This is a genomic window from Paraburkholderia sp. FW306-02-B, assembly GCF_058782725.1.
This window is the reverse complement of sequence record NZ_JBYSXZ010000001.1, coordinates 2,337,317-2,350,688: the sequence shown is the minus strand read 5'-3', so window position 1 is coordinate 2,350,688 and position 13,372 is coordinate 2,337,317. Positions and strand designations below refer to the sequence as shown.

The following is a 13,372-nucleotide window of genomic DNA, read 5'->3' as shown; positions in this document are numbered from 1 at the left end:
GCGAACGAACTTGAGCGTGGGGGCTCATGATTCTTCCTCCCCGCGCGGCGCCTCGATACGACCCACGATGAACGCCTCGACGCGATGCATCGCCAGATAGATCACCGGCGTGGAGAACAGCGTGAGCAACTGGCTGACGACGAGGCCGCCGATGATCGCGATGCCGAGCGGATGCCGCAGCTCGGAGCCCATCCCCATGCCGAACGCGAGCGGCATCGCGCTGAACATCGAGGCCATCGTCGTCATCAGGATCGGCCGGAAGCGCAGCTCGGCCGCACGCCGGATCGCCTCGGCGGCAGCGAGCCGTTCGCTCCTCTCCAGCTCGAGCGCGAAGTCGATCATCATGATCGCGTTCTTCATCACGATGCCGATCAGGAGCACGATGCCGATCAGGCCGATGATGTCGAACTGCGTGCCGGCGATGAGGAGCGCGAGCAGCGCGCCGAACGCGGCCGACGGCAGCGTCGAGAGAATCGTCACGGGGTGGATGAAGCTCTCGTAGAGGATGCCGAGCATCAGGTAGACGACGACGATCGCGGCCGCCACGAGAAACGCCTCGTTGCCGAGCGACGCCTGGAACGTCGCCGCGGCGCCTTCGAGGCGCACCAGCACCGCGGCAGGCAAGTCGAGGCGCGCTTCGATGTCGCGCAAGCGGGCGACGGCCGCGCCGAGCGTGTAGCCGGGCGCGAGGTTGAACGAGATGTCGGCATACGGAAACTGCCCTTGCCGATTGATCGTGACGGGCGCCGGCACGATCTTCATCGTCGCCATCGCCGCGAGCGGCGCGACGCCCGCGGCCGGCGTGTTCACGTACAGGCCGGCGAGCAGATTCGACAAGTCGCTCGCATCCTTGTCGGCGGACAGGACGACGTGGTACTGGTTCAGCTGCGTGTAGATCGTCGAGACCTGGCGGCCGCCGAACGCGTCGTAGAGCACGTCGTCGATCTGTTGCGGTGTGATGCCGAGGCGGGAGGCCGTCGCGCGGTCGAACGTCAACAGGATCTGGTTGCCCTGCTGCAGCGCCTGGCTCTGGACGTCGGCGAACGCCGGGTCCGCCTTCAGCGCGGCGACGAGCCGGGCGGCCCAGACGCCTACGACGGCGGGGTCGACCGACACGAGGCCGAAGCGATAGGTCGTCGTGGAAATCCTGTCGTCGAGCGTCAGGTCCTGCACGGGATGCAGATAGAGACGCATGCCCGCCGTGTCGGCGTTGAGATCGGCAAGGCGCCGGATCACCGCAGCGCTGCTGTCGCGCTCGCCCTTGTCCTTCAGATTGATGAGGATCGTCCCCTGGTTGATCGTCGGGCTCGTCTGGTCGATCCCGACGAACGACGACAGGCTCGCCACGGCCGGGTCCTTCAGGATGCGCGCGACGAGTTGCTGCTGCTTGTCGACCATGCTTGAGAACGAGATCGTCGGCGCGGCCTGTGAAATCCCTTCGACAAGCCCCGTGTCCTGCTCCGGGAAAAAGCCTTTCGGCATCACGTAGAGACAGAGGAACGTGAGCGCCGCGGTGAGGAGGACCGAGAGCAGCGTGAGGCCGCGGTGCTCGAGCACCCAGTCGAGCGCGCGCAGATAGCGGCGGTTGACGCGGTCGAAGAAGTCGACGCGCTGCGCGCCTTTGTGCTCCGTGAGCATGCGCGAGCACATCATCGGCGTGAGCGAGAGCGAGATCAGCGCCGAGATGACGATCGCGACGGCGAGCGTCATCGCGAACTCGCGAAAGAGCCGCCCGACGACATCGCCCATGAAGAGCAGCGGAATCAGCACAGCGATCAGCGCGACCGACAGCGACACGATCGTGAAGCCGATCTGCTTCGCGCCCCGCAGCGCGGCGTCGAGGCGGCGCGCGCCGCCCTCGATGTGGCGCGCGATGTTCTCGATCATGACGATAGCATCGTCGACGATGAAGCCCGTCGCCACCGTCAGCGACATCAGCGTGAGGTTGTTCAGCGAGAAGCCGAACGCATAGGCAAGCGCGAGCGTGCCGATCAGCGAGAGCGGCACCGTCACGGCCGGAATCACGGTGGCCGGCACGTTGCGCAGGAAGATGAAGATGACGGTCACGACGAGCGCGACGGCCGTCGCCAGTTCGTACTGGACATCGCGCACGGAGGCGCGGATCGTCTGCGTGCGGTCGGTCAGGACCTCGACGCGCAGCGTGCCGGGCAGCGACGCCCGCAATTGCGGCAGCAGCGTCTGAATGCGCTCGACGACGTCGATCACGTTGGCGCCCGGCTGCCGCTGAATGTTCAGAAGGATCGAAGGCGCCGTGCCGGTCCATGCGGCCTGCTGCGGGTTTTCCGGACCTTCGATCGACTTCGCGATCTGCGCGAGGCGGACTGGCGCACCGTTCCTGTAGGCGATCACGAGGTCGCGGTACTCGCCGGCGGCGCGCAGCTGGTCGTTCGCGCCGATCGAATAGGCGAGATAGGTGCCGTCGAGGTTGCCTTTCGCCTGGTTGACGTTGGCGTTGCCGAGCGCCGTGCGGACGTCGTCGAGCGACATGCCGAGCGCGTTGAGGGCCGCGTCGTTCGTCTCGATCCGCACGGCCGGGCGCTGGCCGCCGGCGATCGTCACGAGGCCGACGCCCGACACCTGCGAGATCTTCTGCGCGACGCGCGTGTCGGCGAGATCCTCGATGCGCGTGAGCGGCAGCAGATCCGACGTGAGCGAGAGCGTCAGCACGGGTGCGTCGGCGGGATTGACCTTGCTGTAGACGGGCGGATACGGCAGGTTCGCCGGCAGGAAGCTGGCCGCCGCGTTGATCGCGGCCTGCACCTCCTGCTCGGCGATATCGAGCGAGAGCGCGAGATCGAACTCGAGCGTCACGACGGACGCGCCGTTCGAACTCGTCGACGACATCGTCTTCAAGCCCGGCATTTCGCCGAACTGGCGTTCGAGCGGCGACGTGATCGACGAACTGATGACGTCGGGACTCGCGCCGGGGTACTGCGTGTAGACCTGGATCGTCGGATAGTCGACTTGCGGCAGCGCCGACACCGGCAGCAGGTGATACGCGAGCAGCCCGACGAGGAGCACGGCCGCCATCAGGAGCGTCGTGGCGATCGGCCGTTCGATGAAGGGGCGCGAGATGTTCACCCGGTGCCTCGTTTTGAGCTAATGCACTACCACGAGAGAGCCGTTATCGAGCTTGTCGGCACCGTCGGTCACGACGCGCTCCCCCGCTTGCAGCCCGCCCGCGAGAATCGCCGTGTTGTCGCCGCTTTGCGGCCCGGCCTTCACGCTGCGCAGCGCCACCTTGTTGCCCGCGCCGACTACGAACACGAAGTCGCCCGTGCTGCCGTGCTGGATGGCGGTGGTCGGCACGACCGGAACCTGGGCCAGCGTGTCGGCCTGCATGCGCGCGTTGACGAACTGATTCGGGAACAGCGAGTCGCCCGCGTGCGCGAAGATCGCCTTCACCTTGACCGTGCCCGTGGCCGTATCGACCTGGTTGTCGAGGGCGAGGAGCCTGCCCTTCGCGAGCAGCAGCTTCTTGTTGCGGTCGTACGCGTACACCGGCACCGTGCCGCGCCCCATCGCCTGATGAATCTCGCCGAGATAATCCTCGGACACCGCATAGACGATCGTGGCGGGCTCGAGCTCGGTGATGACGGCGATGCCCGTCGTCATCGACGTCGTCACATAGTTGCCCGGATCGACGAGCCGCAGCCCCACTACGCCGTCCACAGACGAAGCGATCGTGCAGTAGCCCACCTGCACTTCGAGATTGGCAACGTTGCCGGCGTCCGACTGCACGGTGCCCTCGTCCTGCTTGACCGTCGCTTCCTGCGTGTCGAGCGTTTGCTGTGTGATCGAACCGGCCTTGATAAGCATGCGGTAGCGCGCCAGATCGAGCTTCGCATTCGCGAGCGCCGCGCGGTCGTGAACGAGTATGCCCCGCGCCTGCTCGAGCTGCGCCTGGAGCGCGCGAGAGTCGATCCGCGCGATCACCTGGCCTTTGCGCACGTGCTGCCCCTCGACGAAATCGACGGAGCTGAGAATGCCGTTGACCTGCGTGACCACCGTGATCGAGCGTGTCGGCACGACGGTCGCGAGCGCATCGATATAGACTGGCACGTCGGCCAGCTTGACGGCGACCACGGCGACGGGCGTCGCCTGGGGAGGCGGATTCGCTTTGTGCGATGCAGCGTAGAAATAGCGAGTCGCGGCGGCAGCGAGGACGAGCGCCGCAACGACGCCAAGCGCCGCCAAGGCCCGCGAATTCCTGTTGGCACGTGCGTGTTCCAAAGGAACTCCTTCGCAAACGAACGAGAAGGCAGCGGGCGCGCGCACCGGCCGCCTATTCGTCAATAGGATGCCCCTTTTTGATTTTTACTGTTGTTATGGATTTGTATGCAAGCATTACCGACGCATCGCTTTCAGCCGGAAAGTCGTCGCGAGCCCGTACACCAGCTGTCATGCATCTGATGACGGCAACTTATTGTCCGGCCACCCGAAATACCGCCACCACAGAACGCAGGCGCCCTGCCTGTTCGTCGAGCGACGCCGCAGCAGCGGCCGCCTGCTCCACCAGTGCAGCATTCTGCTGCGTCACTTCATCCATCTGCGACACCGCCCGGCTGACCTGCTCAATGCCCGTGCTCTGCTCTTCCGACGCGGAGGAAATCTCGCCCATGATGTCGGTTACCCGGCGAATCGACTGCTCGATCTCGGCCATCCGGCCACCTGCTACCTCGACCAGCCGGGTGCCGCCGCTGACATTGGCCACCGACGCCTGGATCAGGCTCTTGATGTCTTTCGCGGCTGCGGCGCTGCGTTGCGCAAGGGCGCGGACCTCGCCTGCCACGACAGCAAAACCGCGCCCGTCCTCGCCTGCCCGCGCTGCCTCGACAGCGGCATTGAGCGCAAGGATGTTGGTTTGAAAGGCAATGGCTTCGATAACCGAGGTGATCTCGGCGATTTTTTTCGACTCGCTCTCGATCTGCTTCATTGTCCCGACGACTTCCTGCACCGCGGAACCCCCACGCGCCGTGGCCTCGGTCGCGGCATTGGCGAGCCCGTTCGCCTGTCTTGCATTGTCCGCGTTCTGCTTAACGGTCGCCGTAATCTGCTCCATGCTGGCGGCCGTTTCCTGCAATGACGCTGCCTGCTCCTCAGTGCGTTGGGACAGATCGAGGTTGCCTTGCGCGATTTCGCCTGAACCCGTCGCGATCGAATGACTCGCCGACTGAATCTCGGACACGATGGCCGCGAGCTTCGACTTCATGTCGTTCAGCACGTATAGCAGGCTGCCCGGTAACGCCCGTCCCACTTCAACCTCGATGGCCAGATTGCCGCCCGCGATTTGCGTGGCGATATGGGTCGCATAGGCAGGCTCCCCGCCGAGCGCCCTCTTCACGCCGCGCGTCGCGGCCCATGCGATCGCGCCAACCGCGGTGAAGATGACGGCTGCAATGGAACCCAGAACGATGACGAGCTTCATGAACGCTGCGTTGATGTCGTCATAGAAAAAACCGGTGCCGATCCACCAGTCCCAATCGGGTATCGCAACCACGCCCTGCAACTTCGGCTCCGGGTCTGCATCCGGCGTGCGCTTCACGAGTACGTCGACGAGCGCAATATGCGAAGCCGCCATGCCCTCACGGTAAGCCTCGCTGTCGGTCAACCCTGTCGTGGTTTTGTTGCCCTTAGCCCTGGTCCCGATGAACAGGGCATTCGGGTGGACCAGATTCACGCCGTCGGCCGTGGTGACCCAGTAGTAGCTTTTCGTGTTCGCGTTGAGCTGGGAGACTACGTCTTTGGCTGCCTGTTGGGCCTGGTCGCGCGTCAGCACGCCGCGCGACTGCAGGTCGCGGTAGTGATTGACAAGATGCTCGGCCTTCGTCAGAAGAATAACGATCTGCTCCCGCCGACTGTCGACGAGCGAGCTGCGTACAGTCTGAACGGCGGTTGCTGCGACGAGTACAACGCCGAGCAAGGCCGCGACGACCAGAGCCAGCAACTTGGTGGACAATTTCATGCGAATGCCTCGATTCGTTAACCATCTGGTACATTTAACGGCATTCGAGACATGCTTCTTCAAGCCTCTTGACCCAGGATAAACCCTTTGTCATCTGCGTTTCTGTGACATGAGGGACAGAATGCGTCTCGACGACGATCGCATCCACAAGTTGGGGATCGATGAACCGGCCGCCGCCGGCGAGCGCCGGTTACTCAGAGGTGACGGAATCGTCCTGAACGCAAAGGCGCACGACCGACCCGGCATCCCGCTCGCTCTGGATATGCAGGCGGGCATCGATCAAGCGGGCGCGTTCGGCCATTCCCTGCAAGCCGTACGAGTAGCCGGCGCGCGCAGCAGCGATATCGAAACCTCGTCCGTCGTCGCAGATACTCAACTCGAAGCCCGCTTCGGTGCCGACCAGCATCACGTCGACGCGCGACGCGCCAGCATGGCGGGCCACATTGGTCAGCGACTCCTGCACGATACGGAATATCGCTGTTGCGCGTGGATCGGTGAAGCTGGGTTCCGCACCCTTCATATGGAAATGACAGGGGATCTGCGTATGTCTGGAGAAGTCCTCGGCGAGCCATTCCAGCGCCGACGCAAGACCGAAATTCAGCGCAGCGGGCCGCAAGTGGCTCGCCACGTGGCGCACGATCTGGATGGTCTTCTCGACCAGCTCGCGCATCTCATCCGCCTTTCGTATTGCAACTGAATTGCCGGCCAGGTGCATCTTCAGCAACGACACATCCATTTTCAGCGCGGTCAGCAACTGGCCGAGTTCATCATGGATTTCCATTGCAATGCGCTTTCTCTCCTCCTCGCGGACAGCCTCCAGATGCGCGGACAGTTGGCGCAGCTGCTCGCGCGAAGCCAGCAGTTCGAGCTCGGTGCGTTTGCGCTCCCCGACTTCCAGTTCGAGCTGGTCACGATGGCGGCGCAGGTCCTCCTCTGCGTGCTTACGGACGGTCATATCGGTCAGCAGACCTTCAAGGCACTGCGGGGCGCCATCGTCGGCCACGCCACGTGCGTTCAATTGAGCCCAGATCGGTTTGCCGTCCAACCGGTGTAACTGCAGCTCGAGGCCGGCGATTTCGCCGCGCGCGCTCAGGATGTCGAACAGGTGCTCCGTTTGCGCCGGCGAAAACGGCCGTCGGCCCGGATCGTTTGTCCATGCCTCGATCAGGTCGGCCGCCGTGCCGTACCCGAGCAGGTGCGCCATTGCCGCGTTGGCCTCGTTAAGCCGCCCGCCGCGATCCAGCAAAAAGATCCCTTCGAGCGAATTCTCTACGATACTGCGGTACTTTCTTTCGCTCTCGCGCAGGCACGCCGTCGATTCGCGGAGCCGGTCCGCCATGACATTCACGCGCGTCGCAAGCCGCCCAAGCTCATCGCCAGATTCCGGCGCGCAGCGTGCGTCAAGATCGCCGCCGGCGATCCGGTCGACCATTTCTTCCAGGCGATTGATCGGGCTGCGCACCATCCGCTTGAGCAGGATGAAAGTCGCGGCATAGAGTGCGGCAACAACCATCGCCATCGTCGCGAAAATGGCCCGGCGAGCGCTGCTGATCGCCCGCTCGGCGACCGACTTCGTCAGCACGACGCGGACCTCACCGATCTTTTCCCGCGGCGCCGCACCGGGCGGGTCATATTCAATCGCCCTGACGCGTACCACGCTGTCCGCGGGGTCCATATGAAGCGAGCCCTTTACGGAGGACACCGTGCCGTAGTTCGCCGCTGTAACCGTAAATTCCGCAACCTCTGGATTGGGCGCAAGCGCGGCAAGCTGGCTGTCGATTGCATCACGATCGACGTTCCACAGCGGTTGCGCCAGTGAGTGGCTGAACAGATCGGCAATCCGCGTGGCGCGGTCCTCCAATTCGACAAGCCGGCGCTCCCGCTCGTGTTCGACCAGACTGTACGCGGAGGTGCCGGCTACCAGCGCGACGAGCACGACGAGGGCGAGCATCAGCTTGGTGTGCAAACTGAGCGAGCGCGCAAGCCGCGGAGACAAACGCATCAGGAAACCTTCGACGTGGTGTTCAGGAGCTGTTCCATGCTGAAGTCGTATGGGCCGGGACGCGGATACAGGTATTTCGAGTACGGACCGAAGTCGAGCATATGGCCGCGCCCGAAAACCGCCTCATTGTATCGAGCGACGTTGTCATGATGGATGACGCTCAGGTAGTCGAGCTTCTGGCAAACACCGCCGGAAGCGGCAAAGTCTTTGCCGCAATGGTAGTCGTGCAGCATGACCATGGCCCAGGCGCCGATGAAATAGTCGCCCGCCACCATGGCCGCCAGACTGCCGTCGGCCACATTAGCCAGCGCCTCTTCCAGGGCTCCCACTCCCCCAACCAGGACATGAGCGTTGCGCGCCTTGACCGCATTCAGCGCCCCGAGTGTCATCGTGTCATTGGCGGCCCAGATCACATTCGCGTCCGGATACCGGGCAAGCAGCACACGCGCCTTTTGATTACTGTCGGCGTAGCTCCAGTCGCTAAACACCAGTTGACAGGTGCGCGCGTTCGGCGCCCGGGAGATGAATGCGTCGACGCCGGCCGCACGCTCCTGTGAGACGGGCGTTTTGGGGTCGCCCGTAATGCCGATCACCTTCGCCCCGCCCTGGCCAAGCCGTCGATACAGATATTCCATCAAACGGTATCCACCGCGCGCGGCGTTTGCCGTCACTGTTCCAATCCAGTTCTGGATCTGCTGCCGCTCGTTGCCGAGCTCGTGCCGCTGTCCGGGCGTGAGATCGTTATGGATGAGCAGGACCTTTGCGGGTGAACGCGCCAACGTCTTCAGCATCTGCTGCGCGGTCATCTTTTCGTTGACGATCACGACATAGTCTGGCGCATCCGGACGCAGCGCGACTTCCTCGGCCTGACGCAGCATCAACAGGTGGTCACGCTCCGCGTAAAGGACCTCCAGTCGCATATCGAAGGTCTTCGCCGCGACGGCCATGAATTGGGCGACCAGTTGCCAATGCTGCCCGGTGTCACGTTCGACGGCCTCGCCCGGGTTGAGGAATACCACACGAGGCGACGATCTCGATGCGAAAGTGGGACGCGTCATGCACAGCAGGCCGGCATTCGCGCAGGCGAGCAATGCTTTTCTGCGATTCATAAGACGATCCACTCAGATACCGCCAGGAGGGCGCTCGTCGTGCGGGGATCACGGTTACGCGGCGGACACGCCCGCCCTTATTCTACGTGCCACTCCGGGGTTAACAATATTCACCTGGAGAAATCGCCGAGCATGTGTGCCCTCGACGCGCTCCGTCCCATTCTGCCTTTCGCTTCGTGCAAACCCTTATTCCCGTCACACCCTGTCGGGTGATTAAATAAATCCACTTGATTTAATTAATCACCCGGGGTGACACCCGGTCTGGAGGAGATTCGTGAGGCATCCCCATGTCGGCCGCGGCAGCAATTCGGCTAACGTACGTCGTTACAACGAGCGCCTGCTGCTGCAGGCGCTGCGGCGCACGCAGCCGGCATCGAAGGCCGATCTGGCTCGCCAGGCGAACCTGACCGGCACAGCGGTGGGCACCATCGTCGCGACATTGGACAACGCCGGGCTGATCGAATTTACCGGCCGCCGCGTCGAAGGCAAGCGCGGCCAGCCCGCTTCCCTGATCCGCCTGGCGCCAGGCGGCGCCTTCGGCATCGGCGTGCGGCTCGACCGGACCAGCATCGAAACGGTGCTGGTGAATTTTGCAGGCGAGGTGCTGGCCCGCAGCGGCCACGATAGGGTCCTGCCCCACCCTCGCAAGGTGCTGGAGATTGTGACGAGCGACATCCAAGCCATACTGCAACGCCTCTCTTCACATGAACGCGCACGGCTGGCCGGCGTCGGCGTCGCGCAACCGTTCAATCTCGGGAGCTGGCTGCGCGAACTTGGGCTGCCGTTGCAGACGTTCTGCGCCTGGGATGAATTCGACTTCGCCAGCGAACTTGGTTGTGCCTTGGCCCTGCCTGTATTCAGCGAAAACGACGGCAATGCCGCTGCTATTGCCGAGCTGTTCTACGGCTGCGGGCGCCAATCGGACGATTTCATCTATCTGTTTCTCGGGCCTGCGATCGGCGGCGGTATCGCCGTCGACGGCGACTGCCTGCGCGGCGTGAGCGGTAATGCGGGCGATATCGGCGTCATGCCGGTTCCGCCCAGCCGTTTGCCATCGGCCCCTCAGCCGGCCGGACAATCGGACATCCTGCTTGCGCGCGCGTCCCTCAACGCGCTCGCACGACATCTGCGCTATTGCGGCGAGTCGGTCGAGACACGCGCCGATCTCGAAGCCTGCATTGCCCGCCGTCCGCCGGCCTTCGACGAATGGCTGGACGATTGCGTCGAGGCGCTCGCCCCCGCCCTGCGCGCGATGCTGTGTGTGCTCGACGTTCCGATGGTCGTCCTCGACGCCGACGTGGACGCCGGGCTGATCGACGCGCTGATGAAACGCCTGAGCACGGCTCTCGCGCTGGGCGCACCGGAAGCCCGCGGCACGCCGGAACTCATGCGCGGCACGTTCGGCTCGGATGCCGGCGCGATCGGCGCCGCGACGTTGCCTATGTTTTTTAATTTCTCGCCGCGCACAGGAATTCTCAAGGGTGCCGGCGCCGAATTGCAGGAGGTGAATCATGCCCCGTTCTGAAACCACTCCCGCCCTGCTGGAGATGCGCGGCATCAGCAAGACCTTTCCGGGTGTCCGCGCGCTCGACAACGTGCGTCTATCGGTTCAGGCCGGCGAAGTGCATGCGTTGATGGGCGAAAACGGCGCCGGAAAGTCCACGCTGATGAAGATCCTTTCCGGCGCCTACCAGGCCGATCCCGGCGGAGAAATCCTCGTCGACGGCAAAGCCGCGGTCATCGACGGACCGCTTGCAGCGAGAGAACTGGGGATCGCGGTGATCTACCAGGAGTTGAGTCTTGCGCCCAACCTGACAGTCGCCGAAAACATCCATGCCGGGCGCGAACTGCGCAAGGGCGGCCGCCGCTGGGGCCTCGTCGATCGTGCGGCGATGGAACGAGACTGCGAAGAGGTGCTCACCCGTCTGGGCGCGAGCTTCCGGCCGCAAACGCGCGTGGGCGAGCTGTCGATCGCCGAGCAGCAACTCGTGGAAATTGCACGGGCCGTCCACACGCGTGCACGTATTCTCGTGATGGACGAGCCCACCACGCCGTTGTCGTCGCGTGAGACGGAACGCCTCTTCCACCTGATTCGCCAGTTGCGCGCAGAAGGCCTTGCGATCATCTATATCAGCCATCGCATGGCCGAAATCTACGAACTCTCCGATCGCGTTTCGGTGCTGCGCGACGGTTCGTACGTCGGCACGCTCGGGCGCGACGAACTCTCCGCAGAGAGCCTCGTGAAGATGATGGTCGGCCGCGACATTTCCGGCTTCTACAGGAAGCAGCATGCGCCCTACGATCCAGGCAAGTCCGTGCTGTCGGTGCGCGATATCGCCGATGATCGCCGCGTGCGCGGCTGCAGCTTCGAGCTTCACGCAGGGGAGGTCCTCGGCATCGCAGGGCTCGTGGGTGCCGGGCGCACCGAGATGGCGAGATTGATCTTCGGCGCCGAGCCGCGCGTGCGCGGCGAAGTGGCCATCGACGGGCACACGCTTGCACTGCGCACGCCGCGCAATGCGATCGACGCAGGCCTCGTTTATCTGACGGAAGATCGCAAGCGGCAAGGCCTCTTTCTCGACATGAGTGTGCGGGACAACATCAATGTGTCCGTATGCGGACGCGATGCGCGGCTGGGTGTCCTGAACCTCGCGCGGGGCGCGGAGCGGGCGCGGGACGCCATTCGCTCACTGTCGATCCGGGTCGCGCACCCGAAGGTCAATGTCGGCGCTCTTTCGGGCGGCAACCAGCAGAAGGTGCTGCTGTCGCGTCTACTGGAGACCCGTCCGCGCGTTCTCATCCTCGACGAGCCGACCCGCGGCGTCGATATCGGCGCGAAATCGGAGATCTACCGCATCATCAACGAACTGGCCAAGTCCGGCGTCGGCATCATTGTCATATCGAGCGAATTGCCCGAGATCATCGGTGTGGCCGACCGCGTGCTGGTGATGCGCGAAGGCGAGATAGCAGGCGAGCTTGGCGGACATACCGACAAGCCGATCAGTCAGGAAGCCATCATCGAACTGGCCACGGGCTCGCGGCCCGCACTGGACGAGGCGGCGTAGTGAGTCAGCCGGAAGCACGGCGCGCCCAACAACAGCTTGACATGTATTTAGGAGAACGATATGCCAAATTCAACCACGCAACAAGGCGTTGCCGCGCCGGTCGATCCGACGCATAGGCCGGTGCCGCAATCACCCCTTGGCGGTCGCCGGGAACAGGTGCAGACGCTGATGCGTACCGCGGGCATGCTGCCCGTTCTGCTGCTACTCTGCATCGGCTTCGGCGTGATGACAGACAACTTTTTCAGCCTGCAGAACCTGTCGATCGTCACGCAGCAGGCGTCGATCAATATCGTGCTCGCCGCTGGCATGACCTTCGTCATTCTGACCGGCGGCATCGACCTGTCAGTGGGGTCGGTGCTGGCCGCTGCGGCGGTCGCGGCGATGCTCGCGTCGAACATCCCTCACTGGGGCTGGCTCGGCGTCCCGGTCGCGCTGCTCGTCGGGCTCGGGTTCGGCGCCATCAACGGCGGACTGATTGCTCTTTTCCGGCTGCCGCCGTTCATCGTCACGCTCGGCGCGTTGACTGCAGTGCGTGGCGTCGCCCGGCTTCTGGGCAGCGACACGACCGTCTTCAATCCTCAACTGCCGTTTGCATTCATCGGCAATGGCTCGGTTTTCGGCGTCCCGTGGCTGGTGATAATCGCCGTCGCCGTGGTCGCGATGTCCTGGTTCATCCTGCGCCGCACCGTCCTCGGGCTGCGCATCTATTCGGTCGGCGGCAATCCTGAGGCCGCGCGCCTGTCGGGCATCAAGGTCTGGGGTATCGAGATGTTCGTCTACGCGATGTCCGGTTTGCTGGCCGGACTGGGCGCGGTGATGTCGGCGGCCCGCCTGTATGCCGCCAATGGCCTGCAGATGGGGCAGTCCTACGAGCTGGATGCCATCGCTGCAGTGATTCTCGGTGGCACCAGCTTTGTCGGCGGCGTCGGATCGATCGTCGGCACCTTGATCGGCGCGCTGATCATTGCGGTACTGACCAACGGCCTCGTGCTGCTCGGCGTGTCGGATATCTGGCAATACATCATCAAGGGGTTGGTGATCATCGGTGCCGTGGCGCTCGACCGCTATCGCCAGCGCGGATCCGCCCGTACCTGAAGGCGCACCTGCCCGCACCTGCCCGCATCTGCCCGCATCTGCCATATCCCGGCAAGCACGTATTCCCCTCGCCTTGACGGCGTACAGGCGCAAGCTGGTCCGCTTGCGCCCGACA

General features: G+C 64.0%; 8 protein-coding genes. 3 read left to right on the top strand and 5 right to left on the bottom strand.

Translation table 11 applies throughout. The features are described 5' to 3' along the window. Positions 1–24: 24 nt before the first annotated feature. The 5 genes from AC3WOG_RS10400 to AC3WOG_RS10380 all read right to left on the bottom strand — a co-directional run bounded on the left by AC3WOG_RS10400 (position 25) and on the right by AC3WOG_RS10380 (position 9,097). Positions 25–3,102: an efflux RND transporter permease subunit gene (locus AC3WOG_RS10400; protein WP_492577902.1), complete on the bottom strand. Its 3,078-nt coding sequence runs from the start codon at positions 3,100–3,102 to the stop codon at positions 25–27. 18 nt (positions 3,103–3,120) lie between these two features. Further along, entirely contained in the window at positions 3,121–4,254 is a 1,134-nt protein-coding gene (locus AC3WOG_RS10395; protein ID WP_492577901.1) for an efflux RND transporter periplasmic adaptor subunit, read from the bottom strand. A 190-nt stretch (positions 4,255–4,444) separates the two neighbouring features. Further along, the gene (locus AC3WOG_RS10390; protein WP_492577900.1) at positions 4,445–5,986 is read right to left on the bottom strand and encodes a methyl-accepting chemotaxis protein; all 1,542 of its coding nucleotides are present in this window, start codon (positions 5,984–5,986) and stop codon (positions 4,445–4,447) included. A 190-nt stretch (positions 5,987–6,176) separates the two neighbouring features. Beyond that, positions 6,177–7,988 (bottom strand): histidine kinase, encoded by a 1,812-nt coding sequence (locus AC3WOG_RS10385; RefSeq protein ID WP_492577899.1) that lies wholly within the window; start codon positions 7,986–7,988, stop codon positions 6,177–6,179. After that, on the bottom strand, positions 7,988–9,097 hold the full coding sequence (locus tag AC3WOG_RS10380; protein ID WP_492577898.1) for an ABC transporter substrate-binding protein: 1,110 nt from the start codon (positions 9,095–9,097) through the stop codon (positions 7,988–7,990). Before AC3WOG_RS10380 ends, AC3WOG_RS10385 begins: the two co-directional genes overlap by 1 nt. 274 nt (positions 9,098–9,371) lie before the next feature. On the opposite strand from AC3WOG_RS10380, the gene AC3WOG_RS10375 reads away from it, so the two are divergent. The 3 genes from AC3WOG_RS10375 to AC3WOG_RS10365 are packed head-to-tail and all read left to right on the top strand — an operon-like array spanning position 9,372 to position 13,257. Next, positions 9,372–10,622: an ROK family transcriptional regulator gene (locus AC3WOG_RS10375; protein WP_492577897.1), complete on the top strand. Its 1,251-nt coding sequence runs from the start codon at positions 9,372–9,374 to the stop codon at positions 10,620–10,622. Further along, positions 10,609–12,162: a sugar ABC transporter ATP-binding protein gene (locus tag AC3WOG_RS10370; protein ID WP_492577896.1), complete on the top strand. Its 1,554-nt coding sequence runs from the start codon at positions 10,609–10,611 to the stop codon at positions 12,160–12,162. Before AC3WOG_RS10375 ends, AC3WOG_RS10370 begins: the two co-directional genes overlap by 14 nt. 60 nt (positions 12,163–12,222) lie before the next feature. Then, positions 12,223–13,257 carry an ABC transporter permease subunit gene (locus tag AC3WOG_RS10365; RefSeq protein ID WP_492577895.1) on the top strand — a complete coding sequence of 345 codons (1,035 nt, stop codon included), beginning with the start codon at positions 12,223–12,225 and terminating at the stop codon, positions 13,255–13,257. Positions 13,258–13,372: the final 115 nt, after the last annotated feature.

Excerpts from the sequence above, each read along its gene's own strand:
- AC3WOG_RS10380 (WP_492577898.1), bottom strand. The coding sequence starts at position 9,097 with ATGAATCGCAGAAAAGCATTGCTCGCCTGCGCGAATGCCGGCCTGCTG.
- AC3WOG_RS10365 (WP_492577895.1), top strand. The coding sequence starts at position 12,223 with ATGCCAAATTCAACCACGCAACAAGGCGTTGCCGCGCCGGTCGATCCG.
- AC3WOG_RS10385 (WP_492577899.1), bottom strand. The coding sequence starts at position 7,988 with ATGCGTTTGTCTCCGCGGCTTGCGCGCTCGCTCAGTTTGCACACCAAG.
- AC3WOG_RS10370 (WP_492577896.1), top strand. The coding sequence starts at position 10,609 with ATGCCCCGTTCTGAAACCACTCCCGCCCTGCTGGAGATGCGCGGCATC.
- AC3WOG_RS10390 (WP_492577900.1), bottom strand. The coding sequence starts at position 5,986 with ATGAAATTGTCCACCAAGTTGCTGGCTCTGGTCGTCGCGGCCTTGCTC.